This window comes from Streptomyces sp. NPDC045846, assembly GCF_056431605.1.
On record NZ_JBWKKJ010000005.1, the window covers coordinates 251,008 to 276,212 of the forward strand.

Below are 25,205 nucleotides of genomic sequence, written 5' to 3' on the forward strand. Positions count from 1 at the left end.
TCGGGCTCCGCTGGGCGCCTGCCATGGGACGTGGGCTCATGCCGTGCCCTGGCCGGGCCGGCATCCGTTGTGGAGCAGTTCCTCGAACAGTGCGCGATAGTGCACCATCGCGCCGCGCAGTTCCTCGGTCGTCGCTTGATGGCGGCTGCTGCGTTCGTTGACGTCATGGGCGGCGCGGTAGTGCTCCAGGGTCTTCCCGTGTTCGACGGACAGGTCCTTGAGCTGCTGCTCGTACCCTTCGGTGGGGTAGCCGCGCTCGCCCATGAGCGTCGTCACGAGCCGGTCCGCGTCGTGGACGGCGTCGTCGGGCCGGTCGACGAACTGCTCCTGCACCTGCGCCCAGTCCTGGGCGTAGCGGTCGCGGGCAGCGGCCGGCAGCGGCCTGATGTCCAGGGCGTCGTGGCGTTCCTCGCGCTCACGCAGCTCGTGCTCGCCCGCCCGGCGGCTGTCCTGCGCCTCCACGGTGCGCTCGTACTCGGGGCCGAACCGCTCTTGCAGCCTGCGGCGACGGACCATGGTCATGCGCACCGCGACCGCGCACGCGATGAGCACCAGCACGACGGCGACGATGATGATTATGACGACGGTGAGGGACATCGAGTCCTCCGCTCGTTGGCGGCCTGGCGCACCGCGGCCCTCCGGGCCCGGCCGTTTCCCTCACCCGGGGGCCGCGGCCGCGCACTCACCGAAGGGGTGGGACGCGTCAACGCCGACGTTGTCGTATGGCGAACCTTCTTCATCCATCAAGAGCGCCGTCGTCCGACAGCGTGCCCGGCAGGAATGGGGGCCGTCGCCACCCAGGACGGCGCGGGTGGGTTCGGCCGGGGGAGTCGTGATGCGACGACTCCGGTGCCTGTACGGCAGTCGCCTCCGACCCATGCGGACGCTCTGCCTCCGCTTCCCATCGTGCTCCTTGTCGCTGCCCGGGACAAGGAGCAGGGGCCATATCCGGTGCGGTTCGACGGATGGCGCCCGCAGTGCCCGGGTTCAGGCCCAGCCGAGCCAGCTCAGGATGGTCTGGACGAGGAGGATGGTGGACATGGCGGCGACGGCCAGTACGACGATGGTGGCGGCGATGCGGTAGCGCGGTCCGTTGGCCGCGGCGCCCAGGACGGTGCGGCGGTTGGTCAGGACGAGGAGGTAGACCAGGACGATGGGGCTGATCAGGCCCTGGAGCACCTGGGTGCCGATGAGGAGCTGGATGACGTTGACGGGGGTGAGGGCGACGGCCGCTCCGAGGATGATCTGGGCGGTGAACAGGCCGAGGAACAGGGGTGCGTCGCGGAAGCGGCGGGAGACGGAGCGTTCGACCCCGGCGGCTTCCCCGATCGCGTAGCTGGCGGACAGCGGCACCACGGCTCCAGCCAGAGCGGAGGCTCCGATCAGGCCGAACGCGAAGAGAAGTTCGGCGCCCTGCCCGGCGACGGGCTTGAGCGCCTGGGCCGCTTGGGCGGCGGATTGCAGGGGGCCCGTTCCTCCGATGGCCGCGGCGGTGGCGATGATGATGGTCAGGCTGATGAGGCAGGCGAACACGGCGCCCAGGATGGCGTCGGCCCGGATCAGCTTGTAGTCCTCGGGCTTCGCGCCGCGGTCCACGACTCCGGCCGCGGCGTAGAACTGCATGTAGGGACTGACCGTGGTGCCGATCAGCGCGACCGCGAGCAGGATGAACGCCTGGCTGCCCTCCATGTGCGGGATCGCGAGGTGTGAGCCGACCTCGCTCCAGTCGGGGTGGCCGAGGATCATGGCGACGGGGTACGAGAAGAAGGCGAGCGACATGATCAGAAAGATGCGCTCGGCCCATCGGTAGGAGCCAAACAGCACCAAGGCCCACAGCAGCAGCGCGGCCGGGGGGATGACGGCCCACTTGGGTACGCCGAGGAGCTCGAACGCGGCGCCGATCCCGGCGAATTCGGAAACCACGAGACCGGTGTTGGCCAGCAGCAGGCAGAACACGGCCAGGGCGGTCAGGCGCAGGCTGAACTGTTCGCGGATCAGGGCGCCCAGTCCTTTGCCGGTGTACGCACCGAGCCGGACCGCCATTTCCTGGACCATCACCAGGGCGACGGTGACGAGCACCATGAAGAACAGGGTGGAGTAGACGAACTGAGAACCGGCGGAGGCGTACGTGGCGATGCCCGCGGCGTCGTTGCCCGCGTTGGCGGCGACCAGGCCCGGTCCCGCGACGGCCGATACGGCGACGATCTTCCGCCAGCCTCTGCGAGGCGCCGGTTGCCGGGTGCCCTGAGGGGCGACGTCCCCTTCGGTGGTGTCTGCGTCGCTGGTCACTGCAAGAACCTCCGGAAGTGGCGGCGTCCGCGCTCGGGGAGAAGCGCGTCGAGAATGTCGTCGGCGAGCATGCGCCCCAGCGGGATCTCGTTCTCGTCGATCACCAGCAGGGAGGACGCACGGGAGGCCAGTAGATGATCGGCGGCCTCGTCGATGGAGGTGTCGGGACGGACGGCGATCTGCAGCCCGAACTGGGCGAGCCAGTCCACCACATCACCCATGGTCGAGGTGTCCTCGGCCACGGTGAGGTGGAACAGCGGAACGTCGGTGATCAGCCGGCCGCCGGCGTCCACGACGGCAACGGCGTCGATCTCGGTGCGGTGCTCGGCCTGTTCGGCCAGCTGGCCGCGGACCTGGGCGATGGTGTGCTCGCGCTGCGCGGTGACGAGCCGTGTGGTCATGGCGCCGCCCACGGTGTCCTCAGGGCGGGCCAGCAGCCCGCGCAGGTTGCTGGCCTGCGCTGGCGCCATGCGGTCCAGGAGGGTGCTGCGCTCGCCCGCGCCGAGGTCGCGCAACGCGTCGACGGCCTCGTCTGGTTCCATCTCGCCCAGCATCTGTGCGGCGTAGGAGGGGCCTGCCTCGCGCAGAAGGTTCTCCAGTTCGCCGGGCTCCATCTCCTCCAGGGCGTCGGCGGCGTGCCCGGGTTCGAGCCAGGTCAGCAACTGCTGGCGCTCCGCGCGGCCCAGGTCCTCCAGGACGTCGGCGAGGTCCGCGGGCCGGAGCTGGTGCAGTGAGGAGCGCGTACCGCGGAGGCTGACCTCGGCCGGTCCTTCGGTGGCGTGCTCGGCGAACGGGGCCACCGACTGCCAGTCCAGCACGCGTTCGGGGGTGGGCCGAACCTGCCAGCGCCGCGGCCCCAGCCTGCGCAACAGGGTGGGTAGCGAGACATCCACGCCGACCAGGACGATGCGTTCGGCGAGGGGTGCGAGGTACAGGTCGGCGGCCCGGGTGACCTGGATGCCATCCACGTCCACGAGTTGATGGTCGAGCACGTCGCGGGCCAGGAGCACCTCACCCGGGCGGCGCTCGTACTCGCGCAGATCCATCCGCGCCGACCGCAGCCGGACCCGGCCCGCGTCGACGTGTTCCACGGCGTCGATGGGGAGGAAGGCGCGTCGCCGTCCCACGCGGATGACCAGGCCCGTCACCGGCGGGTAGGGGTCCGTGCCGTACAGCCGGGCCACCACGTCGACCACGCGGCCGACGTCCTCCCCGGCCTGATTGGTGACGGGACCGCCGGTCAGACCTGCCAGGGACACCAGGGAACTGCGCACCGTCTTCGCGGCGGTGGCACGGCGTGCGAGCTTCACCCGACGGTCGCGCAGACGCGCGGAGGTGGTCATGAACAGCTGGTTGGCAGACAAGGAGAAACCCCCTGAACCCGCCGTGGCGGGACCGGGCAACACCAGGTCGAGCCGCCCGTGCCGCCCCGGCCGGACGAGCGGCGCCGGGACGGGAGCACGGGGTGCGGCGGTTACCTGGTGTCGCGGAGAGATGACGAAGAACACGACAGGTGGGGCCGACTATGGCCCGGACTACTGTCCATTTCGCCTCCCCCCGCTCGTGAGCACCCAACGTTCCGTCGTCCCAGCTGACACCGGCTCAGCCAGATGGCAGCTCTCGGCGGTGCTCGAACCCTGCGCACCCAACCTCCGGCAGGGGAGGTCTGGATGAGCGCGGCGCCTGGGCAGCATACCGGAATTACTTGCCTAGTTGCGCAAGCGGCGCTTGGGTCCGAACGGGCGTCGAACAGGGGCCCGCCACAGGAAAACTCGCCTCGCCGACCCGGTGCGGTCGCGGCGGGCCTCGTAACTCCCGCTTTCTGCGCAGCACTTGAAGGCCCGGCCCGCGCACATGCACCGCTTGCGGCACGGACGTTGCTGCTCAGGCCCATGGCGGGCACGGCCGACGCCGGTCACGCTGTTGATGCCGGGGCGCTCAGCGTGGAGACACCCAGCCCGGCGTCCAGGTCCCTTCGGCGTCGTGGCCCAGCGCCGCGTCACTGAGGTGGATGCGGAGCGTGGCCAGCGCCGGATGGGTGTTGTCGCGGTGCCAGAGGAGCGAGTGCGGGTAGACGGGCACCGGATCGGTCACCGGGATGCGGCGCAGGCCGTGGTCGGCGGGCCAGACGAGGCGGGTGTCCTCGCCCACGAAGGTGGCCAGCGCCGGTGTGTCGGCGATGGTGTCGAGGAGTGCGTCGGAGCCGAAGTTGGGGCCGGTCGCCTCGATGGTGAGACCGAATGCGGCGACCAGGTCGTCGTAGTAGGCGCCCCACTCGGTGCCGGGCACGACGCCGGGCATCCAGATGCGGTGCCCGGTGAGTTCGGCGACGGCCACCGACCGGGCGCCCGCCAGTGCGTGGTCGGCGCCGACCAGCAGCTGAAGCGGTTCATCGAGTGCCCGGACGGACTCGATGTCCTCGGGCAGGGGGTGGCCGGGCGCGGAGACGGCGCGGAAGGAGGCGTCGATCTCACCGGAGCGAATGGCGGTGACGGCCGTCTCGATGCCGAACAACATCATCACGTCAAGGTCGATCCCGGGGTGCGCGCGGTGGAAGCCCCGCATCAGGCTCGATGCCGCGCCGCGCGAGTTGATCACGTCCACGCGCAGGGGGCGGCTTCCGGGGCGTACGGATGCGACGGCGCGTTCGGCGCTGCGCAGCAGCTCGCGGGCGTGCGGCAGGAACGCCCGTCCGTCGATGGTGAGCTCGGCCCCGCGTGGAGCGCGGGTCAGCAAGCGGACTCCGACGGCGCGCTCCAGCGCGGCGATGCGTTTGGAGACGGCCTGCTGGGTGATCGACAGGTCGGCGGCGGCCAGCTGGAACCGGCCCGCATCGGCGACGGCGACGAAGGTGCGCACTGCTTCGAGATCCATGCCGGACACCATAAGGAACAACCATTGGTTGTGGGTGCGGGGCAGGCTGGTTGTTTGACCTGCCGAAGTGCGGCCGCTTAGCTCTCTCTGGTCAACATCGGTTTGTTCGGGCGGGCATCGAAGGGGGCGAGCTGAGTGGGCAGGAGACGGCTGGGCCGGCAGTTCGGCTGGTTGTGGGCGGCGTACGCGGTGAGCGCCTACGGCTCCGGGCTGGGGTTCGGGGCTCTGCCGCTGATCGCAGTGGTGGTGTTGCGCGCCGGGCCCGCTGAGGTGTCCGCGCTGTCCGCGGTGGGCCCCGCGGTGGGCGCCCTGATCGCGGTGCCGCTCGCCCCATGGGTGGAGTTCCGGCGCAAGCGCCCCGTCATGATCATGATGGATGTGGCCCGGTTCGCGGCCATGGCGACCGTCCCGGTCGCCTACGCCCTCGGTCGGCTCAGCTTCGTCCAGCTGCTTCTGGTCTCGGCCGTGGTCGCCGCAGCCAAGATCACGTTCAACGCGGCGGGCGGGGCCTACCTCAAGGCCCTGGTCCGGCCGGATGACCTGCTCGTCGCCAACGCGCGGTTCGAGTCCACGAACTGGAGCTCCATCGCGGTGGGCCCGCCACTCGGCGGGGCGGCCATCGGCCTGCTCGGGCCGGTCACCACGGTGGTGGCCGACGCCCTCAGCTACCTCCTCTCCGCCCTGGGCATCACCGCGATCCGCGGCCAGGAAGAAGCGCCACGAGCCAGCGACAAGAGCCCGGTCCGGGCGAGTGCGTTGCTCGACGGCTGGCGCCACATCCTGAGCCACCCCGGGCTGCGGCCGCTCTACCTCAACCAGATGCTCGTCGGCGGTCTGATCATGGCCACCGAGCCGCTCCTGGCCGTGCTCCTGCTGCGCCAGCTCGGGTTTCCGCCCTGGCAGTACGGCCTCGCCTTCGCCGCCCCCTGCCTCGGCGGCCTCATCGGGTCGCGGCTGGCCCGCCGTGTCGTGGCCCGCTTCGGACGGCACTGGGTCTTCCGGACCGTCGGCACCCTGCGCGCCATCTGGCTGATCGGCCTGGCCTTCGTCGGTCCCGGTGTCGTCGGTCTCCTCACGGTGATGGCCGTCGAGCTGGCGATCATCGTCAACATGAGCCTGTACAGCCCGGTGCTCGCCACCTACCGGCTGGAACACACCCCCAAGCATCTGGTCGCCCGCACCCTGTCGGCCTGGTCGATCGGCCAGCAGGCGTCCATCGCCGTCCTCACCGCACTCGCCGGCCTGCTCGCCGACGCCACCAGCGCACGCACCGCCCTCACGGTCGCGGGACTGCTCATCCTCACCACCCCGCTTCTGCTTCCCCGCCAGGACCAGACGCAGCCCAACCCGGCACTGTCCCCCAGCACGTCGTGAGGCAGCGCACCCCGCCGACCGGAGCCCGCAGCCACGGCGCGCTCGGACAGCGGGCGCCGCGTCCACCCGGTACACCACCACCAAGGAGAAGCCCCACGTGAGCACGGCCCTCGCTCTGAACCCCGCGCGCACCGCGCTGCTCGTCATGGACTACCAGCCCGCGACCCTGGCTTTTGTGCCCGAGGGAGAGGAGCGCGACGCCCTCATCGGCCGCATGGAAGCGGCCATCGCCGAGGTTCGCGCACACGGCGGCACCATCGCCTACGTACGCGTCGGCTTCACCGACGCCGACTGGGACGCGATCCCGGCCTTCAACAAGTCCTTCGCCCCGCTGGCCCAACACCGCGTCCTGCACGAAGCGGACCCCGCCGCCGCCATCCACGAGAGCCTAGCCCCCCAGGACGGCGACATCGTCGTTCGCAAGACCCGCTACGGCGGCATCTCCACCACCGATCTCGACCAGCAACTACGTGCGCGCGGCATCACTACACTGGTCGTTTCCGGCGTCAGCACCAGCGGAGTCGTCCTGTCCACTGTCCTCGACGCGGCCGACCGCGACTACCAGCTCTACATTCTGTCCGACGGCGTCGCCGATCCGGACCCGGACGTCCACAACGTCCTGCTCCGAGATGTCCTCCCCTCACGGGCCCACATCATCGACACCACCGAGCTGCACGGCCTGCTGCGCGCCGACGGACAGGGAGAGCGCGTCGGGCCCGAAACCGTCAGCCCGCTGCCCCCGCCCTGGGCATCACCACCGGCATCACTCCGGTAGTTGCATGCACGTGGGGGAGCGGCTGGATGGCATGAAACCTTTGGGTCGGGAGCCGGTAGCGGTGGGGACGCCGTGCCCTCTTGGCGCGGCGTCCCCTGCGGGCGGATGACGCTACAGATGCTCCGACGGTCAGACCTGGCCGCGCCAGGCCCCCGTCTCGTGGCCGCGCTCCTCGATGTACTTCTTGAAGCGCTTGAGGTCTCCGGTGACCTGACGCTTGACGAAGCCGAGCTTGTCGCCGAGGTTCTCGGCGAAGCCGTCCGGGTCGTACTCCAGCTGCAGCATCACCTTGCAGCTGCTGTCGCTCAGGCGGTGGAAGGTGACGACACCCGCCTGCTTCACCTCGCCGCCGAGGGTCGTCCAGGCGACGCGCTCGTCGGGGATCTGCTCGGTGATCTCGGCGTCGAACTCGCGCTCCACGCCACCGATCTTCGCGACCCAGTGGGTCATCGTGCTGGTGCGCTGCTCGATGCGTTCCACCCCGTCCATGAAGTGGGGAAACGTCTCGAACTGGGTCCACTGGTCGTAGGCGGTGCGCACGGGAACGTCGACCTCGACGGATTCTTCGACCTGCGACATGAGGGGTCCTTCCTGGTTGCGGAACCGGACGGCAGTGCCGGTCTTGCGGGGGAGGCCCGCTCCCCGCCAGCTCGCCTGCCCCCGATGGCACGGACCATGAACCCCGAACGTCACACGTCCTGAATTCGCGATCGATGGAGAGGCACGGTTTCCGCCTGGGACCCGCGGTGGTGCCGCCCAACCGCCTGGACAGCCGCGCCGCATGACGCCTGGTGCTGAGCACGCGGGGCACGGCGCGCGACTCTCCCTGCTCGGGGACCGTGTGTCCCAGAGTGAGCAGGGCGTCGTCAGAGGTCAGACTTGAGACAACCGGGTCCGGCTTCGCCCGGTGCTTCTGCAAAGTAAGGGAACGATATGACCTGGGCATCTTGGACCACGGTGGGCATCCACGTCCTTCCCGGTGTAGTGCAGGCCGAGGGGTTCGGCCAGATGCAGGGGGACCTCACCATCCACACCACCTGGTCGGAGCACGAGGCGCACCTGGCCGTGCAGTACTCCGGCGCCTCCGAGTGGTACACCCTCGTCGGCAGTCCTGTGCCGTGTCACTCCGAGGAGGACAGCCGCGCCTACCACCAAGCCGTCGTCGACGGCGTGCGCGAGGGCGAGCGCGCACAGGACGTGCTGAAGAAGCTCTCCCGCACCGCCTGAGAGACCGGTGACGTACGGCGTGCCGCAGGGCTGCGCCTCACCCGCCCGGCTGTTGGGTACTGCTCTTGCGGGCGGCCCGCCGAGCAGCGGTGCGGTGGTTCACAGCCGTCGGCCGCCCCCGCCCGGCCGCTCGGCCCTGGGGTCGACCGCAGGAGTTCGGGCGACGTCCTGCTGTTGGGCCGCGGGGTGGTCGGGGCCGTATCCGCTGGTCTTCTGGTCGTACCAGTCGGGGCGCCGGCCGGTGGGTGCCGGGGCGGGCTCGCGCAGGGCGGCGCCGTAGGCGCTGGTGGCTTTGTGGATGACGGGGTCGGCCAGGGGCGCGGGCCAGAGCTGGAGCAGGTAGGTCTCAACGGGGTCGGAGGGCTCGCGTACGTCGCCGTCGTCGCGGTTCTTCCCGTGGACCAGGAGGCGGTAACTGCCGGGGCCGGGCAAGGTCAGAACGGGTGCTTCGGCGGGGTCTGCTTCGCCGGGCCCGATGGAGATGCGCTCCGTGGTCCAGGTGAAGGAGACCTCGGCGGCGTCCTGCCAGTCGTCCAGGCGAAGGGCGGGCGGGCCGTCCCAGAGTTCGGCGGTGACGCCGATGTCTCCGCCTTCGACGGCGCAGACGATCGCGGCGTAGTCATCGCGCGCGGCGACGAGTCCGTTGGCGGTGTGGTCGAGGGGGACGTCGTCGAAGGTGTCGAGGTCGATGAGGTCCAGCGTGCCGTGGGCAATGAAGAGGTGAGGGCTGGAGACGCGGTCGATGAGCGAGGCCATGGCAGGGCTCCTTGCGGCGGAAGGGGGACAGCGATTTCGCCGTCCCCCAGGGGTTTTACGCTACGCGCCCGGTGTTACGGGCACTGGACCAGCGGGCGCATCGCGGCGCCGCTGCGGACGGTCGGGATGTTGGCGACGTTGACCCAGAACTTGTCGTTCTCCAGAAGCCGGTTGCTGTTGTACCAGGATTGCCGGGCGCGGCCTTCGAGGCGGTTCTGCGCGGCGGGGACCATGTGGCAGGAGAAGTCCGGGTTGGCGCTGGCGCCCTGATGGGTGGAGGCGAAGGGGTATTCGTCGCAGCTCTTTCCGGGCGGGCGCGGGATCGAGGACGGGCAGGCGGTACGCCGGTTGGCGCCTGTCAACGCCTGGTCCATGGTGCGGGTCAGCGCGGGGCCGTGGCCTTGCCATCCCCAGTGGTTCTTGAGGTTGTGCTGGGCCCAGTCGATGTGCCAGGCCACCTGGTCGAAGGGGCCGGTGACGGAGATGTCGTAGGTGGGCGTGTAGTCGGGGTAGACGCAACCCCCGGCGGCGGCAGGGCTCATGCGGGGGGTGTTGTCGCACCGCACGTTGAGCTTGGGGCCGAGGTCGATGCTGACCGGCGTGTAGGGAGCGGCCTCGTAGTGGAGGTGCGGGGCCTGGGCGTCGGTGCTGGTGACGGCTCCGGGGGAGTCGATGACGATGTCCCAGTTCCGCGTCGTGCCCAGGGTGGTGATCTGCGGGGTGCCGCCGGTGGCCGTGCAGTGACCGCAGGTTTCGGTGAGGGTGGCGACGCCGAGTTCGGCGGCCGCGACGGTCGTGGACAGCAGGCGCAGGGTGACCTGGTCGGTCCAGCGGTGCCGGTCGCGGGCGTCGAGCTGGACGTTCGATGTCCACGCGAAGTTGGCACTGCCCTGGTATTGGTGCTCGGGCTCGATGTAGAAGTCGACGCGGAGACCGCCGGAGGCGCACGAGCTGGTGCGGTCCGTTCTGACTTGGCCGACGGTACAGGTCACGGCCGCGTCGGGGGCGACGTTCTGCGTTGTCAGCGGGGTGAGTTGGGCGGTGGCGCTGTGGTGGGGCCGGGGCGTGGGCGCGGCGTCCGCCGACGCGACTCCCGTGAATGCCGAGCTGACCGCGACGAGTGCGGCCAGGAGGATTCCCCCTCGTTTCGCTTTCACCGATCATGGTCCTTTCGCTCGGACAGGGCGGAACCATGGTTCTGGGGTGAAAATGGGAACGTCAACGCCGTGTTGGGCCGAGGGGGCTGCTTTCGGTCGGCGGGGTCGGGGAGTTGACGTTTCCCATCTGCTGGCTGTGGGGTGTCTGCGCAGGTGGAGGATGCGGGAATCGTTGTCCGTAACTCATCGTCCGCATACCGGAAGAGGGTGAGTTCCGGCCTCTACCGTCGAGGATTTCGGGATGAGGGAGCCGAGCAGCACATTTCCCGCGTGGGTTTCGGGAATCAGATCATCCCGTGGAATCGGGATTGCGCGGCAATTCCGGACTCGGCTCCCAGGTCGGCGCATTCCCGCGCCGGTCGGAGACGCGATTCATTCCGCGTCGTAGGGGGCATCGGCGGGGTTGCCTTCCGCGGAGCCGCCGCTGTCGCCGAACGCCCGCCCCGTCCGTGAGCAGAGCTGGCGGGCAGGGGAGTTGTGCGCTGACACCCCACGGGCCGAGCTCGTACACGGCCGGGTCGGCGCTTGCTCGCCGAGGGGTCGGGCCGCGAAAAGGACGGTGCGGCGTTCCGGGGGCTCGTCCGGCCGTTGCTGTTCAGGCCACCGCGTCGCGCTCGGTGTCGGTGGGCGTGGCGTCCAGGTGCCAGTGCAGGTCGTGGATGCCGGGCTCGAGGGAAAGGCGGGCGATGAGCTGTTCCAGGGCGCGGGCGGGGTCGCCGCTGATCGCGACGACGGCCCGCAGCTCCGTGGTGTCGTCGTCCTCGCGCCGCACGCGCAGGCCGGTGGGGGCGAGTCCGCTGCCCGCCATGGCTTGCAGGAGCAGGGCGCGGATGTGGGCGTCCTCGCCGCGGTCGCAGACGAGGTGGACGGTGGCCCGTACGCCTTCGGTGTCAGGGTCGTGCTGGGGCACGCGGTCGATGAGGCGTCCCGCGGGACGCAGCGTCAGGTGGACGGCGAGCACGGCGCCGGTGCCGATGAGGGCCAGGCCCAGGCGGCCGGAGGCGGAGAGGACCCCGACGGCGGCCGAACACCACAAGGTGGCGGCGGTGTTGAGCCCCCGTACGGACGCACCGTCGCGCAGGATCACACCGCCGCCGAGGAAGCCGATGCCGGACACGACGTAGGAGGCGACCCGCGTGGGGCTGCCCGCATCGCCGACCGCCTCGCTGTACAGGACGAACAAGGTGGCCCCGACGGCGACCAGCGCGTTGGTGCGCAGCCCGGCCATGCGGGCGCGCCACTGGCGTTCGACGCCGATCAGCGCGCCGCAGCCGACGCCCACGGCGAGCCGCAGCGCGAAGTCGAAGGTGGTCAGCTCGGCCATGGCGGCCTCCTCTCGCCCTGCGCGGGCCGGGCGCTCCTGCGTGCCGCCAGACGATGGCGAATGGGGTCGGAGCCGGTGCCGGCCCTGTCCACTGTGACGGTGATGCGTGCCCTCCGCCTCCTCACCGGCGCCCTCAGGGTCAAGGGGGCTGCCCTGATGTCGTATGCGTGCGGCTGGGCTGTCCATGCGCCGGGAACTTGCGTCGTCACGCAAAGATGGTGGAGGGCAGCGCTCGCCCGGGGCGAGGCCTTTCCCATGTGGCGCATGGCGACCATTTCCGGTGGAGACCGGACTGGTCTGCGGAGCGCGACGCGTGCCGCAGTCCGCAAGACGCGGTCCGCGCGGCTGACCAGGGGCCGTGCGAAGGGGGTATCGGCTCCAGCGGCCGTCGAGCGTGCCTCTGAAGGGCCGTCGATAGAGTCGACCGGGCACAGTGGGTTTTCAGTAGACGGGACCGTCCTCCATGCCTTTCGCGCCTCGGGTCATAGCTCGGGTCCTGCTGGTGACCGCCGCCGTTCTGCTGGCCTGGACCGTGGTGCTGGGGTTCTTGCTGGACGGCCAGACGCAGGTGCGCAACTGGTCGGTGTCCTGGGTCGGATTGGACTTGTTGCAGGCGACCGGACTGGTGGCGACCGCCGTCCTCCTGGCGCGTCAGGTTCGGACGGTCTCGCCGGTGGCGTCGGCCACCGCCGCGCTGCTGGTCCTGGACGCCTGGTTCGACGTTGCGACGTCGGAAGACGGCGGTGCCCAGTACGTGGCGCTGGGCATGGCCTTCCTGGTGGAGCTGCCCGCCGCTCTCTGGCTGGCCTGGCTCGCCGCCTTCGCTCTGGACTGGGCGGCCCCATCAGGCACCGCCAAGGACAGCGACCCTGCGTGAGAGCGCGGGACGTCACGGCTCCAACGGGGATGGTCCCGTCGGTTCGCGGCGGCGCTGGGCGCTGTCGCTGATGCGGATCAGCAGGGCGACCATCAGCCAGTTGGCGACCATGGACGAGCCGCCCTTGGCCAGGAACGGCAGGGCCTTGCCGGTCAGCGGGATGAGGCCCATGACGCCGCCCGAGACGACGAACACCTGAAGCAGCAGCGCGCCGGACAGGCCGGCCGCCAGGAGCTTCCCGAACGGGTCGCGGGCCAGGACGCTGATGCGCAGTCCGCGCTGCGCGAGGAGCGCGTACAGGAGCAGGACGGCCATCACCCCGGCCAGGCCGAGCTCTTCGCCGACGGTCGTGAGAATGAAGTCGCTGTTCCCGGCGAAGCCGATGAGTTCGGGGTGGCCCTGGCCCAGCCCGGTGCCGGTGATGCCGCCGCTGCCGAAGCTGAACAGGGCCTGGCCGAGCTGTTCGGAGATCCCTGCCTTCTGTCCGGCGGGCGTGAAGGCGTCCATGGGATGCAGCCAGGCGACCACCCGGCCGTGGACGTGCGGTTCCATGGAGCCGACCACTCCGGCCCCGACCACGGCCATGAGCAGACCGCACACCACCCAGCTGGTCCGCTCGGTGGCCATGTACAGCATGATCACGAACACGCCGAAGAAGATCAGGGAGGTGCCGAGGTCCCGCTCGAAGATGAGCACCAGCAGGCTGAGGACCCAGATCGTCGCGATCGGCGCCATCTGCCGCCCGGGCGGCAGCCGCATCCCGAGGAACCGCCGCCCGGTCAGCGCGAGCGCGTCGCGGTTAACCGTGAGATAGCCCGCGAAGAAGACCGCGATCATGACCTTCACGAATTCGCCGGGCTGCACGCTCAGCGGCCCCAGCATGATCCATCGCTTGGCGCCGAACTGGTCCGCACCGAAGAAGGCCGGAGCCATCAGCAGCACCAGGGCCACCGCCATCATCAGATACAGGTACCGCTGCAGCCAGCGGTGATCGCGCAGGGCGACGAGCACGCCGACGCAGACGGCCATCCCGATCACCGTCCACATGAGCTGGCCGCTGCCGGCCTGGGGGATCCTCAGGCGGGGCTCGGCCGCGTAGGTGATGTCGAGCCGGTGCATCAGCACCAGGCCGAGTCCGGTCAGCAGCAGAGCGAGCGGAAGGATCAGCGGATCCGCCCGCGAGGCCCAGCGCCGTACCGCCAGGTGCGGCACCGCGGCGAGCAGGAAGACGGCGACGGCGAACCCGGTCAGCCCCGAGGGCAGCCGGCCGTCCATGGACAGGCTGGTGCAGGTGTAGCCGCCGACCGTGATCAGTACGACGAAGCCGAGCAGCCAGGCCTCGGTGCGCCGCCGGTTGGGCGCCTGCGCGAGCGCCGCGAACGACATCGTGCGCCCGAAGTCGTCCTCGGGCTCCGCACCGCTTGTGGATCGCGACCGCGTCGCGTTCGTCAGCCCCCGCACAGAAACCTCCCACGCCGGGAGAACCGCGGACCCGGGAACAGCACGCCCCCGCGTCCGCGGCGTGAACGCACCGCGAGACAACGGGCAGCCTGAGCCGGTCCCTGCGGGGCTCTCCTCATAGACACTTGCCGAGTTGCGCCATTATGCAACTAACCAGGGCTACGTTACGCCCCATCGGCCGAAACCGCGGACACGGGGCAGGTCGGACCGATCCGCGCTCAGCCCTTGGCGCTCAGAACGTCCCTGCTTCCGGCCCCATGGCGAGCCGCCGGCACGGGGCCTGTGCGGCTGTGGTGGGTCGCAGGCCGCGATTTGGCCACGGCGGCCCGTGGATCTGGCATGTCTCCGCCACTCGGCGAACCCCGAGCGCCCCACCTGGCATGCTCGTCTCCACCTGTCCCTGTCCACGCCCGGGGGAGCGGGGCCGCCCGAAAGGTCGTCACGAACATGACGTTCAAAGAGCTCCACCACCAGCACTCCCCGCTCCTGCTGCCCAACGCCTGGGACGTGGCCTCGGCGCTCGCCTTCGCGGACGCGGGCTTCCCCGCCGTCGGCACGACGAGCTTCGGCGTCGCCGCCTCCGGTGGAAACCCCGACGGCGGCCGTGCCAGCAGGCAGGCCACGAGGGCCCTCGCTCAGAAACTGAGAGGCGCCTCCTTCTATGTCTCCGCCGACATCGAGGACGGCTACGACGACGACCCCGAGTACGTGGCGGCCTACGCCGCGGCCCTCGGCGTCGACGGCATCAACATCGAGGACAGCACCGACGAGCGGCTCATCGATCCCGTGCTGCACGCGGCCAAGATCACCGCCATCAAGCACGCCGCGCCCGACCTCTTCGTCAACGCCCGCATCGACACGTACTGGCTGGGCCAGCGGGCCACGGTCGAGGAGACCTTGGCGCGGGCCCGTGCGTACGTCGCGGCGGGTGCCGACGGCATCTTCATCCCGGGGGCGACCGATCCCTCCGAGCTGCGCGAGCTGACCGACGCCATCGAGGCGCCGGTCAACACCCTGGCCCACCCCACGCTTTCGACGGCGGAGCTGGGCCGGCTCGGCGTGCGGCGCGTCAGTACCGGATCACTGCCCTACCGCGCCGCGATGGACGCCGCCGTACGCGTGGCCACGGACGTGCGCGACGGCGGCACCCCGCCCGCGGCAACGTCCTATCCCGTGATGCAGGAGCGGCTCGTGCGCTACCACCGGGGACAGCAGCAGGGATGAGAGCCCCGGGACTCCGGTGACCCGCCCAAGGGCGAGCACCTGCCAGGCGCGGTGTCGCGGTCCCAGCTGCGAATGAGAACGCAGATCAGGCATCCGTGAAGCCGCCACCAAACCCGGTGGGCTGATGCGCGGCGGTCAACTCGCCGTAAGGGCAGGGCGATCGGACGTGACCGGGGCGCGAGGGCCCGCTCGGTTTCCTCCCGGACGGTGTACGCGACCTGCGGTCATGCCGCCAGGCGGGTGCCGCGGCGCCAGATGGCGCGGGTGTTGAGGGTGTCGCCGATGTCGCTGGTCGGGTCGCCGTCGACCAGCAGGAGGTCGGCGCGCAGTCCTTCGGCGATGCGACCCCGGTCGCTGAGGCGGAAGCGGCGGGCCGTGGTCGCCGTGGCTGCGCGCAGGGCCCGCGCGGGGGTGAGGCCGGCGGCCACGAGGTACTGCAGTTCGTGGTGCAGGCTCGCTCCGTGTGCCAGACCGCCGAAGAACGTCTCCGGCATGGAGACGTCGGTGCCGGCCAGCACGTCGATGCCGGCGGCGTCCAGGGCGCGCACCGTGTCGTACACGTCGTCGAGCTTGCCCTGCGGGTAGCGGTCGTAGCTGGAGCGCAGCGTCCGGTCCCACTGGGCGTCGAGGCGGGCGGCGACCCGAGGATCGTCGGCGAGTTCGCTGCCGGTGATGCCCATCATCGAGGCGTTGAGGCTGATGCAGGGAATGACGAACATGCCCGCGTCCTTGATCACGTCGATGATCTCGGCCGTGTGCGGCTGGTCCATGAACACGTGGGCGAGGCCGTCGATGCCGGCTTCCGCGGCCATCCTGGTGGCCTCCACGGTGAGCGCGTGGGCCACGGTCAGGGCGCCGTACTTCTTGGCCTCCGCCACACCCGCGTTCACGGTGGCCTGGTCGAGCGAGGGCAGCCCGGGGTGGCCCTCCACGCTCCCGTCGTCGATCATGAACTTGATGAAGTCCGATCCCCGGCCGAGGAGTTGGGGGACGAACGCGGCCGCTTCCTCGGGGGTCGTGGAGAACGGCATCAGGGGCATGACCGGGGGGAGATCCCACTTCGGCCGGAACCCCTCGGGCATCAGCTCGCTGGGGTGGCCGCCGGGCGGTGTGATGCCGAATCCGGCCGAGCGCACGTCGGCCACGGTGTCGTCGTCGGTGATGTGGCCCCGGTTCTCCCGAGTGTTCATCCCCTGCATCTCCAGTTCGGTCGTCACACCGAACCGCAGGGCGAGGGCCAGGGATCCGGGGGCGGAGTGCACATGGGCGTCGATGAGTCCCGGCAGCAAGGTGGCGCCGCCACCGTCGACGATCTCGCTGTCCCGGGGAGCGTCGCCCCCGACCCGCGTGATCCTCCCGCCATCGATGACCACGGTCTGTACGCCGAGCGCCTTCTCCCCGTCGAAGACGTGGGCGTTGGTGATCGCGGTGAGTGCCATGGCGGCCCGCCTCGTTTCCTTGCTCGTCAACATTTACATACCCGATGCTATGCATGTGTCAGCGGGTATGCAAATACCGGATGCGGGCTAGACTCGCCCCCATGAGCAGCGCCTTTTCCCCCGATCAGGACCCCGACGACCTGGCACTCGACCAGATCGGCCCGGCGCTGTCCCGTCTGCGCCGCCGCGCACCCGCTTCCAGCAAGGACCTCTCCCGCAACCTCGTCCTGAATGTGATCGCCGACGCGCCGGGGGAGACCACCGTCGGTGGCCTCGCCGCCGAGATGGGTGTCGCCCAGCCCGTGGCCAGCCGGACGGTGGCCGCCTGCATCCAGGACGGTCTGCTGCGCCGGGCGGCCTCCCAGGCCGATGGGCGCCGCACCGTGCTCGAACTCACCGAGTACGGCGAGGCCGAGCGGAACCGCTTCGCCGCTGAACAGCGCGAGGCGTTCGAGGAGATCACCGCGGCCTGGTCGGCGGAGGAACGTGTCCAGTTCGCACGCCTCTTGGCCCGTTACGGTGCGGACGCCACCGCGTGGTCGAGGAAGCGGGCCGCCGGCCGCGACTGACGGGGCGTCTCGCGCGGCCGGTCCTGTCGGCCGAACCCCTCCCGCGGGGAGGTGTGATCGGCTGACTCCACCGCCTGTGCGGAGGTGGCCGGTTCAGCCCGCCAGTCGCTGGAGCCATTCGCGGAGCAGGGCCGTCTCCGTGGCGCGCAGCGGTACGCCGGTGCCCTCGGCCGAGGACTCGGTGGTGAGCGCGGATTGCAGTGCGGCATCGAGGGCGAGTGCGCGCGAGGCCAGGTCCGAGCCCGACGGGGCGGGTGAGTCCGTGGTGACCGAGGCGATGACGGTGTCCCGCAGGCGTGCCGACGTGGCCAGGTCCCGTTCCGAGGGCTCTTCGCCGATCAGCGCGAGCGTGGCGCCCGTCGTCGCCGCGTGGAGGACGCGGGTCGCCTGCTCCACCGGGACCCGCAGCCGCCCGGCCTCGGCTGCCCGGCCCAGCAGTCTGACCAGCAGGGCGTGCGCCTCGTCCGCGGCCGGGGGGCGCCGACCGGGCTGTGCGGTGCCGTACATGAGCATGTAGAACGCGGGGTGCTGCACTCCGAAGTCGACGTGCAGGTCCCAGCCGCGGTAGAGGTCGCCCACCGGGTCGTCGGGGGTCAGCGCCAGCGCCTCCCGCTTCTCGGTCAGGTACATCTCGAATCCGTAGGCGGCAAGCTCCGCCAGCAGTCCGTCCTTGTCGTCGAACATCCGGTAGAGCGCGGGGGCCGTGATGCCCGCGGCCGCGGCGACGGCCCGTGTGGAGACGGCTTCGCTGCCGCCCTCCTCCAGAAGCTCGGCGGCCACCTTCAGTACCTGCTGTCGCGCGGCGCGCCGTCCCTCGTTCATGGAACGACGATATCGCATCTTGCGTAACGGCGCCCTATCGGTGCTAACGTTTAAACCGTAACGCCGATCCGGCCGAAGGTGGTCGGCGCCACCCCGCGCTAGCTGGACCCGTGCCGCGCCACCACTCTGGCCGCTGGCACCCCGGGCACGGAGTGGCGCGGCCGACCACCGTGGCGTGCGACTTCTCGTCGTCCGCCGACACAGCACCGAACATGCCGCCGTGGCGGCAGGAGGAACACCCATGTCCGACATATCGATCGTCATCGCGTCGCATTCCGGCTACGGCCACACCGCGCAGCTCGCCGCGGCCGTCGAGGACGGCGCGCGCTCCCTGGCCGGGACGCGGGTCCAGCGCGTGGACGTCGCCTCCCTGAGCGATGCCGACTGGGACCTGATGGACGCCGCCGACGCCATCATCTTCGGCACCCCCACCTACATGGGCACCGCGTCCGGAGCGTTCCACGCCTTCGCCGAGGCAACCAGCAAGCGCTGGAGCACCCGGTCCTGGAGCGACAAGCTCGCCGCGGGGTTCACCAACTCCGGTTCCATGAGCGGCGACAAGATGCACACCCTTCAGTACCTCTCGCTCCTGGCCGCCCAGCACGGAATGCTCTGGGTGAGCCTGGGCCTGCTGCCGGGCTGGAACACCACCACCTCCAGCCCCGAGGAGGACAACCGCCTCGGCTTCTACCTCGGCGCGGGCGCACAGAGCTTCAACGACACTCCCGCGGTCCATGACGCGGACCTGAACACCGCCCGCCACCTCGGCCGCCGCGTCGCCGAGCAGACCCGTATCCACCACAACGGACTGGCCGCCGCAGCGCTCTGAGCCAACGGCCGCCAGACACCACACCTCCAGTGCCGCCCCCGCCCACGTCCGCCCCGGCGCGACGCCCGGCCCACGCGCTCGCCACGTCGGCCGCACGCCCAAGTACGCCCCCCTCGTACGAGGGCATCGGCAGCCGTGCGCTCGCGCGCACCGGACGCCGCGGCGGCGGGCAGGCGGGGGCGGCACTGGAGCCTTCCCAAGGAGTGAGCCATGCAGTACCGGACCCTGGGAAGCCAGGGCCTTGAGGTCTCGGCCATCGGCTACGGCGCGATGGGCCTGACGATGGCCTACGGACCGACCGACGAGGCGGCCGGCGTCGCCGCCCTCCGCCGCGCCCACGACCTGGGCGTCACCTTCTTCGACACCGCCGAGATGTACGGCTGGGGCACCGGCTCGAACGAGCTGCTGGTGGGCAAGGCGGTCAGGGACTTCCGCGACGAGGTGGTCCTGGCCACCAAGTTCGGCGTCGACATGTCGGTGCCCGCGGAGCGGATCGGCGGCCCTCTCAACAGCCGGCCCGACAACATCCGCAAGGTCGCCGACAACAGCCTGCGCTACCTCGGCGTCGATCACATCGACGTGTTCTACCAGCACCGTGTCGATCCCGACGTGCCCATCGAGGAGGTCGCGGGCACGGTCAAGGAGCTCATCGACGCGGGCTGGGTGAGGTACTTCGGCCTCAGCGAGGCAGGTCCCGAGACGATCCGGCGAGCACACGCCGTGCAGCCGGTCTCCGTGCTCCAGACCGAGTACTCCCTGTTCGAACGGGACGTCGAGCAGCTCATGCCCGTCCTGGACGAACTCGGCATCGGCTTCGTCGCGTACTCGCCCCTCGGCCGCGGGTTCATCACCGGCACCGCCAAGCCCGCCGGCCAGTACGAAGGCGGCGACATACGCAACGTCGACCCGCGCTGGCAGCCCGGGAACTTCGAGAAGAACGTCGAGGCGGTCGACCGGCTTGCGGCCCTCGCGGCGGCCAAGGGCGCCACGGTCTCCCAACTGGCCCTGGCCTGGCTCCTGACCCGGGGTGAGCACATCGTGCCCATCCCCGGCACCCGCAGCCCGCAGCGCATAGAGGAGAACGTACGAGCCGCCGGCCTCACCCTCACCGAGGCCGACCTCATGGCCATCGACGAGATCCTGCCGCACGGGGGCTTCGGCGCCCGCTACGCCGACGGGCACGTGCCCACGTGGGTCTGAGTGCCGTCCGGTCCTCTCATGCCAGGGCGCGGCAGTCCCGGGGCGGTGGCGGGACCGGGTCGCCCGACTCCGCGTCGGCGGTGGTCAGCACGCTGACGTTCAGCGCGCATTCGATCTGTTTCACGGTGTGGAAGGCGAACAGGTCCGCCCGCCCGCCCTGCACGCGCGGCCCGCCCGCCACCAGCATTCCGACGATCACCGCGCCGTGCACCGGGTGCCCGTCGACGACCCGGTCGACCGGCACGAACACCGGGGCCCCGCAATCGGCCGCCTGCGACACCTGGGTGTGCTCCTTCACCGCGATCGCCAGGCCGAAGGTGCAGCGCCTGGGCTGAGGCTTGTCCTCGCACTCCTTGCCCTCGCTCAGCGAGAACACCTCCACGTCACAGAGCAGCTTGGTGACCTGACCGCTCACACACACCTTCTGCCCGACCACGGGCGCGTCCGCCTTGCCGAGCACCCGGCGGGCCACCGGTTCACCGGCGGGGCCGCCGTCCGTCCAGATGGTCGGGGCGTACAGCTGCGGCTTGGCAGGGGTGGCGGCGATCAGCCCGGCGTCGGCCCCGTCGTCGAAGAAGGCCCGCGCGATGGTGCCGTAGGGGGTCTGGCCCGAGACGACGGGCACGTTCTTCTGGGCGTCCGAGCAGTGCCCGGCCGTGACCATGGCGCGCTTGCCGTCCTCGACCCGGCGCACCGCGAAGCCCGCCGTGCAGTCGAACAGGGTGTCGCCGACGGTGGTCGTGATCGCGGCAGCGCCGCGGTGCGGCGGTGGGTCGTTGGACCGGCCGGCCGGTGCTCCGGTCGCGGACGCACAGGGCGCCAAGGTCAGGAGTGCGGCCATCAGGCAGGCCGGAAGCGGTCGTCCCCACATGCTGTGCTCCTAGAGGGCGAAGTCGATGCGGCCGAGCAGGCCGACGGTCAGGCCGAAGTAGTCCGCGTGCACCAGGCGCCGCGCGGCGGGCAAAGCGCTCCCGTTCACGGTGACGGTGTCGGTGGCCGTGTCCTGGTCGGTCCGGTACAGCTCGTACTCCTGCACGAGCAGCCGGTACAGGGTGAGCAACTGGCCGCTGGGCGCCGGGAGTCCGCCCGTCCAGGCGAACCCGGCGCCATCGGCCCGGCAGGTCAGTTCCACCGGGCCGCCGACCTGCTGCCAGTCCATGTCGTCCTCGTTGAGGCCGGCCCGGCTCTGCAGGGACACGACGACCCGGCGGCTCGCTCCTGCCGCGACCGCGTTCGCGCCGCTCAGTTCGCCCAGTTCGTTGTACGGCGCCGGGCCGGTCAGCTTGACGGTGAGGCTGTCGTCCTCCCGATGGCCCGTGACCGACCGGAGCGGCACGAGCTGGGCGAACTCGGCCCGTTCCACCTTCGACAGCTGCAACGGCTCGACGGAGAAGGGCTGGTAGCGGGCCAGGGCCAGGCGCAGGTAGGGGAAGTACGCCGTGTCGGTGCCCGAAGCGGCGGTGAAGTCCACGTCGATGTCGACGTACCACAGCCGCCGTTCCTCGTGGTAAAGGGGCGTGTAGGCCACCGCGTTGACGAGGAGGGGGGCCGTGTCGGGCGACTCGGCGAGGCGCAGCCCCGTGAGGACCTTCGCCGCGTTGGGGAAGTGCGCTGCCGTGGGGCTCGGCAGCCGCGTGGTGTCGCCCCAGACCGGGTCCACGCCCCACCGCGTCGCATACGGGTCGGGCAGGGAGGTGCCCGGGTCCAGGACGACCGCCAGCATCTCGTCGTCACCGGAGGAGAACCAGGGCCGGTGGAGATGGACGCGCAGCCCGGCGGAGTGACGGCTCTGGGTCACCGTGCCGTGCTGGGCGTCGACGGTCCGCCCGCGGCGGTACGTCGGCACGGCGTACGCCACCGACGGCGGCTCGGGGCGGCGCGAACTGGGCACCGCCACGATGTCGGAGGCGGGGCCGACCCGGGTGACGTTGGCGCGGTCCTCGGTGATGCTGGGGTGGAAGTACTCCCGGAACCGGGTGACGGCGGTCGGCGTGTAGGTGACGTTGCGGTGCCGGGTGTCGCCGAACTCGTGGGTGCGGCTCACCGTGGCCGCGTCCTCGGCGGCGAGCAGGGTGATGTCTTCGAGGTGGGTGTGCCCCTCGGCCCGGGTGGGGGCGGGTTGGGTCACGTCGTCGAGCCACTCGCTCCAGCCGGCGTCCAGCTCGACGTGGCCGGTGCTTTCGGCGTGACTGGTCAGGTGGCCGCCGAGGAGCGCCGCGGTCTGCCCGGCGTCGCGCCCGGTGGTGAGGTGGCTGAGCTCGGGTCGGTGCACGGGCTTCTCCACCGCGTGCACCAGGGTCAGTTCGACCCAGGGGGTGAGCATCCAGTTCTCGCCGTCGGCGCTGGCCTGGGTCACGAACGCGCGTTCGGAGTCGGGCAGTTGGGTCCAGCACGAGGAGGCGGTGAGCAGGTTCCACTGGCGGAGCAGCGGCAGCTTCCGCGGGTCGAGGTAGCAGCTGAGCCGGACGGTAGCGACCTCGCCCTTGGTGAGGAAGACGTCGAGGACCCGGTCCAGGAGGCCGTCGCGCCACTGGGGTTCGCCCGAGCCCTCGTTGACGCGCAGCCGGAACGGCTTGGCCTGCGGCCACGGACCGGGGAAGGGGATCTTGCGGTTCTCCGGGTCGCCGGGAAGACCGCGCAGCATGACCCCTTCGGCGAGCACGTCGGGCAGGTAGGGCAGCAGCAGTTGGTCGCCGCTGTGCACCACGTACTCGCCGCGCTTGAGACCGGCTCCGCGCCGTGGCAGGGGCAGCGGGGTGAGCGGGTCCGGATCGTGCACGGTGTGCTTGGCGATGTGGATCTCCTGCTCCCGCAGCAGGTCGTGCTCGCCGTGCGGCCACTCGGGATCGCGGACCACGGTGTCCAGGAACGACCCGGACTCGCGGGAGGCGGCCTCGAAGTACTCCTCGCGCAGCCGCTGGGGCTTGTCGGCGCCGAAGGCCGCGTCGAACACGCCGTGTTCCTCGGCCATCTGGAGCGCGGTCTTGGGCGGTGCGACATGGCGTTCGGAGACCGGCTTGTACCGGCGGTCCAGGCCGTCCACCGCGGAGTGCGCGGCGTGGTCGGGCACGTTGGAGCGCAGGGCCGCGTAGGCGTCGGTGGAGATCTGGCGGTCGTCATCGGTCACGGTGCTGCGGATGACCAGCCGCTCGGTGGACTCTCCTTCGTTGAACGGCAGCAGCGGCACCACCACCGGCTGGGGCACCGGCTCCCAGCGGCCGTAGGCGAGGGCGTCGGAGTGGACGGTGTCGGGTGTGGTCACCGTGTGGTCCAGGCTGTTGCCTGCCAGGTCGACCACGCGGGCGCGCATGCGGTACGTGCGGCCGTAGCGCAGGGCGGGCAGCGAGCCCGGCTCCGGCACGAACGTGGTGTCCAGCGGCACGTCGGGCGAGACGGGCGGGGCGGGGACGTGCGGCTGGTCGTCGAGGCCGATGGTCCGGCCGGGGCGTGGTGCCGCGAGACTCCAGCCCTGCCAGCCGAACACGGCCTGGTGCCCGTACAGCTGGCGGTCGTCGGCGGCGTCCACCGTCACCGTGCTGGCGCGGACCAGGCCCTCGTCCGGGGCCACCGGGATGGCGACGGGCGCCTGACCCGGACGGCGGATGGTGTAGCTGCCGCGGCGCCGCAGCAGGGAGCGCCACTGGGTGACCCGCCCGGTGGCCGGGTCGACCGTGCCGATGTCCACGCGGTAGCCGCGGACCAGGTCCTGCGACGTCAAGTCGCTGTCCCCGGTGGCGCCTTGGCGGCCGCGGTCGGCTCCGATGAGTCGGGCGAGGTGCCGGTCGCGGTCCGTGTGCAGCAGCGTGATCCCGCCGCCCCGGGCGGCGGGGGTGGCGGTGCTCACCAGGAGCTCGGCGACCGACCCCGTGCCGGTCGGCAGCCGGTCGCTGCGCAGGGTGTCGACGGTGCGGGCGTAGTCGAGGTGCTTGAGGGCCGCGCCGTCCACGTCCAGCTCGGTCAGGTGCCAGGTGTCGGGGGCGCCGAGGTTCAGCATGCGGTCGCTGATCAGCCCGCCGTCGGCCGCCGCGAAGACACTGCCCCGCGTGAAGCGCAGCCGGGTCCAGGGACGCTTTTCCGGGGCGTTGAGCTCGGCGGCGCCGACGGCCCGGTCGTCGAAGCGCACCCGGATCCGCGCCCCGTCGACGACCGCGGCGGGCACCGAGAACCGCAGGTCGAGCACGAGCCCGAACCTGCGCTGGAGTTCCGGACAGTCGCCGAGGAGAGCACACGCGTCGTGGAAGTCGACGCGGTTCTGCGGGGCTTCGACGAGCGCGGCCGACGCCGTGCCGCGGTGGTAGAAGCGCGCGGCTTCGGCGAGTGCGAGCATCCGTTTGGCGTCGGTGTAAGGGGCGCTCGTACGGTCCATGCAGACGGGTGCGTGGTCGGAGCCGTCCCCGACCGCAGGCCCGGAGTCGCGCGGGAGCAGGGCGGCGTCCACGGCTGCGTACCCGGACTTGAGGTCTCTGGCGAGGGCCAGAACGGGCTCCGAGATCATGCCGGTCAGCCGGAACAGCGGGGGATGCTCCCAGCCGCGGTGGTCCGTCGGCGGCTCCTCGCACAGGAGTCGCTCCTCCCGCGCCCAGGCACGGCGCAGCCTGCTCTGCGTGGTGTCCACGGCGACGGCCGCATAAAGACCGGTGATCTCGTCGTGGACCATCTTTCCCGGATAGGACCGCAGGGTCTGGCGCGTCGCCGCGGCGAGCGCGGGCGGTGCCTGCGGCGGCCGTACGAAGGTGTCGTCGGTGAACAGGGTGCGCCACAGGGCGGAATCGGCGGCCGGGTAGCGGCCGGTGGGCTGCCATTCCTTGACCAGGGTCTGCGCGGGCGCGTCGAACTCCAGCCACAGCGAGGGCAGCAGGGCGGCCAGGTGGCGGGGCCAGTCGGTGAAGAGGGCGGAGTCGCCAAGCCGGCTGATGCCGGTCAGTCTCGGGCTGACCAGGACGGAGACGCGTACCGCGGAGCCGTCGGCCACGCCGTCGGGGAGCACGGTCCACCGGATGCTGTCCAT

21 protein-coding genes are annotated in these 25,205 nt (G+C 71.0%); 8 read left to right on the forward strand and 13 right to left on the reverse strand.

The annotated features are described in order from the left end of the window. Nucleotides 1–36 precede the first annotated feature (36 nt). The 4 genes from AC07F3_RS16200 to AC07F3_RS16215 all read right to left on the reverse strand — a co-directional run bounded on the left by AC07F3_RS16200 (nucleotide 37) and on the right by AC07F3_RS16215 (nucleotide 5,163). Nucleotides 37–597, reverse strand: coding sequence for a hypothetical protein (locus tag AC07F3_RS16200; RefSeq protein WP_479114489.1), 561 nt, complete (start codon nucleotides 595–597; stop codon nucleotides 37–39). A gap of 390 nt (nucleotides 598–987) precedes the next feature. Continuing rightward, nucleotides 988–2,289 carry an NRAMP family divalent metal transporter gene (locus AC07F3_RS16205; RefSeq protein ID WP_479114491.1) on the reverse strand — a complete coding sequence of 434 codons (1,302 nt, stop codon included), beginning with the start codon at nucleotides 2,287–2,289 and terminating at the stop codon, nucleotides 988–990. Continuing rightward, nucleotides 2,286–3,653, reverse strand: coding sequence for a magnesium transporter MgtE N-terminal domain-containing protein (locus tag AC07F3_RS16210; protein ID WP_479114492.1), 1,368 nt, complete (start codon nucleotides 3,651–3,653; stop codon nucleotides 2,286–2,288). The genes AC07F3_RS16205 and AC07F3_RS16210 overlap by 4 nt, the downstream gene beginning before the upstream one ends. Before the next feature lie 574 nt (nucleotides 3,654–4,227). Continuing rightward, the gene (locus AC07F3_RS16215; RefSeq protein WP_479114493.1) at nucleotides 4,228–5,163 is read right to left on the reverse strand and encodes a LysR family transcriptional regulator; all 936 of its coding nucleotides are present in this window, start codon (nucleotides 5,161–5,163) and stop codon (nucleotides 4,228–4,230) included. 135 nt (nucleotides 5,164–5,298) lie between these two features. Between AC07F3_RS16215 and AC07F3_RS16220 the strand changes: the two genes are divergently transcribed. Both AC07F3_RS16220 and AC07F3_RS16225 read left to right on the forward strand, forming a co-directional pair. Beyond that, complete coding sequence (locus tag AC07F3_RS16220) at nucleotides 5,299–6,537, forward strand: MFS transporter (protein ID WP_479114495.1); 1,239 nt, start codon at nucleotides 5,299–5,301, stop codon at nucleotides 6,535–6,537. A 97-nt stretch (nucleotides 6,538–6,634) separates the two neighbouring features. Continuing rightward, nucleotides 6,635–7,312, forward strand: coding sequence for a cysteine hydrolase family protein (locus AC07F3_RS16225; RefSeq protein WP_479114497.1), 678 nt, complete (start codon nucleotides 6,635–6,637; stop codon nucleotides 7,310–7,312). A 129-nt stretch (nucleotides 7,313–7,441) separates the two neighbouring features. Here AC07F3_RS16225 and AC07F3_RS16230 read toward each other — a convergent pair whose 3' ends face one another. Next, nucleotides 7,442–7,891 carry an SRPBCC family protein gene (locus AC07F3_RS16230; protein ID WP_479114499.1) on the reverse strand — a complete coding sequence of 150 codons (450 nt, stop codon included), beginning with the start codon at nucleotides 7,889–7,891 and terminating at the stop codon, nucleotides 7,442–7,444. A 354-nt stretch (nucleotides 7,892–8,245) separates the two neighbouring features. On the opposite strand from AC07F3_RS16230, the gene AC07F3_RS16235 reads away from it, so the two are divergent. Then, nucleotides 8,246–8,539: a hypothetical protein gene (locus tag AC07F3_RS16235; protein WP_114040194.1), complete on the forward strand. Its 294-nt coding sequence runs from the start codon at nucleotides 8,246–8,248 to the stop codon at nucleotides 8,537–8,539. Between the two features lie 99 nt (nucleotides 8,540–8,638). Here AC07F3_RS16235 and AC07F3_RS16240 read toward each other — a convergent pair whose 3' ends face one another. From AC07F3_RS16240 to AC07F3_RS16250, 3 genes are all read right to left on the reverse strand, one after another. After that, entirely contained in the window at nucleotides 8,639–9,295 is a 657-nt protein-coding gene (locus tag AC07F3_RS16240) for a hypothetical protein (protein WP_479114501.1), read from the reverse strand. A gap of 74 nt (nucleotides 9,296–9,369) precedes the next feature. Continuing rightward, nucleotides 9,370–10,452, reverse strand: coding sequence for a NucA/NucB deoxyribonuclease domain-containing protein (locus tag AC07F3_RS16245; protein WP_479114503.1), 1,083 nt, complete (start codon nucleotides 10,450–10,452; stop codon nucleotides 9,370–9,372). Nucleotides 10,453–11,047: 595 nt separating this feature from the next. Continuing rightward, entirely contained in the window at nucleotides 11,048–11,776 is a 729-nt protein-coding gene (locus AC07F3_RS16250; RefSeq protein WP_479114505.1) for an MgtC/SapB family protein, read from the reverse strand. A 463-nt stretch (nucleotides 11,777–12,239) separates the two neighbouring features. Between AC07F3_RS16250 and AC07F3_RS16255 the strand changes: the two genes are divergently transcribed. After that, nucleotides 12,240–12,653, forward strand: a complete 414-nt coding sequence (locus AC07F3_RS16255; protein WP_479114507.1) for a hypothetical protein — start codon at nucleotides 12,240–12,242, stop codon at nucleotides 12,651–12,653. 12 nt (nucleotides 12,654–12,665) lie between these two features. On the opposite strand, the gene AC07F3_RS16260 is transcribed toward AC07F3_RS16255, so the two are convergent. Beyond that, a complete protein-coding gene (locus AC07F3_RS16260) occupies nucleotides 12,666–14,039 on the reverse strand; it encodes an FtsW/RodA/SpoVE family cell cycle protein (protein ID WP_479114934.1) in 1,374 nt (457 codons plus the stop codon). A 522-nt stretch (nucleotides 14,040–14,561) separates the two neighbouring features. On the opposite strand from AC07F3_RS16260, the gene AC07F3_RS16265 reads away from it, so the two are divergent. Continuing rightward, a complete protein-coding gene (locus AC07F3_RS16265; protein ID WP_479114509.1) occupies nucleotides 14,562–15,338 on the forward strand; it encodes an isocitrate lyase/PEP mutase family protein in 777 nt (258 codons plus the stop codon). Between the two features lie 224 nt (nucleotides 15,339–15,562). On the opposite strand, the gene AC07F3_RS16270 is transcribed toward AC07F3_RS16265, so the two are convergent. Beyond that, complete coding sequence (locus tag AC07F3_RS16270; protein ID WP_479114511.1) at nucleotides 15,563–16,777, reverse strand: amidohydrolase family protein; 1,215 nt, start codon at nucleotides 16,775–16,777, stop codon at nucleotides 15,563–15,565. A 101-nt stretch (nucleotides 16,778–16,878) separates the two neighbouring features. Between AC07F3_RS16270 and AC07F3_RS16275 the strand changes: the two genes are divergently transcribed. Further along, a complete protein-coding gene (locus AC07F3_RS16275; RefSeq protein ID WP_479114513.1) occupies nucleotides 16,879–17,346 on the forward strand; it encodes a MarR family winged helix-turn-helix transcriptional regulator in 468 nt (155 codons plus the stop codon). 93 nt (nucleotides 17,347–17,439) lie between these two features. Here AC07F3_RS16275 and AC07F3_RS16280 read toward each other — a convergent pair whose 3' ends face one another. Continuing rightward, nucleotides 17,440–18,168, reverse strand: a complete 729-nt coding sequence (locus tag AC07F3_RS16280) for a TetR/AcrR family transcriptional regulator (RefSeq protein WP_479114515.1) — start codon at nucleotides 18,166–18,168, stop codon at nucleotides 17,440–17,442. Between the two features lie 241 nt (nucleotides 18,169–18,409). Between AC07F3_RS16280 and AC07F3_RS16285 the strand changes: the two genes are divergently transcribed. Further along, nucleotides 18,410–18,997: a flavodoxin family protein gene (locus AC07F3_RS16285; RefSeq protein WP_479114517.1), complete on the forward strand. Its 588-nt coding sequence runs from the start codon at nucleotides 18,410–18,412 to the stop codon at nucleotides 18,995–18,997. A gap of 210 nt (nucleotides 18,998–19,207) precedes the next feature. Then, nucleotides 19,208–20,197: an aldo/keto reductase gene (locus tag AC07F3_RS16290; RefSeq protein ID WP_479114519.1), complete on the forward strand. Its 990-nt coding sequence runs from the start codon at nucleotides 19,208–19,210 to the stop codon at nucleotides 20,195–20,197. A gap of 16 nt (nucleotides 20,198–20,213) precedes the next feature. On the opposite strand, the gene AC07F3_RS16295 is transcribed toward AC07F3_RS16290, so the two are convergent. Both AC07F3_RS16295 and AC07F3_RS16300 read right to left on the reverse strand, forming a co-directional pair. Next, nucleotides 20,214–21,068, reverse strand: a complete 855-nt coding sequence (locus AC07F3_RS16295; protein ID WP_479114521.1) for a chymotrypsin family serine protease — start codon at nucleotides 21,066–21,068, stop codon at nucleotides 20,214–20,216. Between the two features lie 9 nt (nucleotides 21,069–21,077). Continuing rightward, a complete protein-coding gene (locus AC07F3_RS16300; protein WP_479114523.1) occupies nucleotides 21,078–25,205 on the reverse strand; it encodes a hypothetical protein in 4,128 nt (1,375 codons plus the stop codon).

What these genes read in the sequence shown, in the direction of transcription:
- AC07F3_RS16290 (WP_479114519.1), top strand. Translation starts at nt 19,208, where the DNA reads ATGCAGTACCGGACCCTGGGAAGCCAGGGCCTTGAGGTCTCGGCCATC.
- AC07F3_RS16265 (WP_479114509.1), top strand. Translation starts at nt 14,562, where the DNA reads ATGACGTTCAAAGAGCTCCACCACCAGCACTCCCCGCTCCTGCTGCCC.
- AC07F3_RS16215 (WP_479114493.1), bottom strand. Translation starts at nt 5,163, where the DNA reads ATGGATCTCGAAGCAGTGCGCACCTTCGTCGCCGTCGCCGATGCGGGC.
- AC07F3_RS16240 (WP_479114501.1), bottom strand. Translation starts at nt 9,295, where the DNA reads ATGGCCTCGCTCATCGACCGCGTCTCCAGCCCTCACCTCTTCATTGCC.
- AC07F3_RS16235 (WP_114040194.1), top strand. Translation starts at nt 8,246, where the DNA reads ATGACCTGGGCATCTTGGACCACGGTGGGCATCCACGTCCTTCCCGGT.
- AC07F3_RS16295 (WP_479114521.1), bottom strand. Translation starts at nt 21,068, where the DNA reads ATGTGGGGACGACCGCTTCCGGCCTGCCTGATGGCCGCACTCCTGACC.
- AC07F3_RS16270 (WP_479114511.1), bottom strand. Translation starts at nt 16,777, where the DNA reads ATGGCACTCACCGCGATCACCAACGCCCACGTCTTCGACGGGGAGAAG.
- AC07F3_RS16300 (WP_479114523.1), bottom strand. Translation starts at nt 25,205, where the DNA reads ATGGACAGCATCCGGTGGACCGTGCTCCCCGACGGCGTGGCCGACGGC.
- AC07F3_RS16260 (WP_479114934.1), bottom strand. Translation starts at nt 14,039, where the DNA reads ATGTCGTTCGCGGCGCTCGCGCAGGCGCCCAACCGGCGGCGCACCGAG.
- AC07F3_RS16255 (WP_479114507.1), top strand. Translation starts at nt 12,240, where the DNA reads ATGCCTTTCGCGCCTCGGGTCATAGCTCGGGTCCTGCTGGTGACCGCC.
- AC07F3_RS16275 (WP_479114513.1), top strand. Translation starts at nt 16,879, where the DNA reads ATGAGCAGCGCCTTTTCCCCCGATCAGGACCCCGACGACCTGGCACTC.
- AC07F3_RS16250 (WP_479114505.1), bottom strand. Translation starts at nt 11,776, where the DNA reads ATGGCCGAGCTGACCACCTTCGACTTCGCGCTGCGGCTCGCCGTGGGC.
- AC07F3_RS16200 (WP_479114489.1), bottom strand. Translation starts at nt 597, where the DNA reads ATGTCCCTCACCGTCGTCATAATCATCATCGTCGCCGTCGTGCTGGTG.
- AC07F3_RS16285 (WP_479114517.1), top strand. Translation starts at nt 18,410, where the DNA reads ATGTCCGACATATCGATCGTCATCGCGTCGCATTCCGGCTACGGCCAC.
- AC07F3_RS16230 (WP_479114499.1), bottom strand. Translation starts at nt 7,891, where the DNA reads ATGTCGCAGGTCGAAGAATCCGTCGAGGTCGACGTTCCCGTGCGCACC.
- AC07F3_RS16280 (WP_479114515.1), bottom strand. Translation starts at nt 18,168, where the DNA reads ATGAACGAGGGACGGCGCGCCGCGCGACAGCAGGTACTGAAGGTGGCC.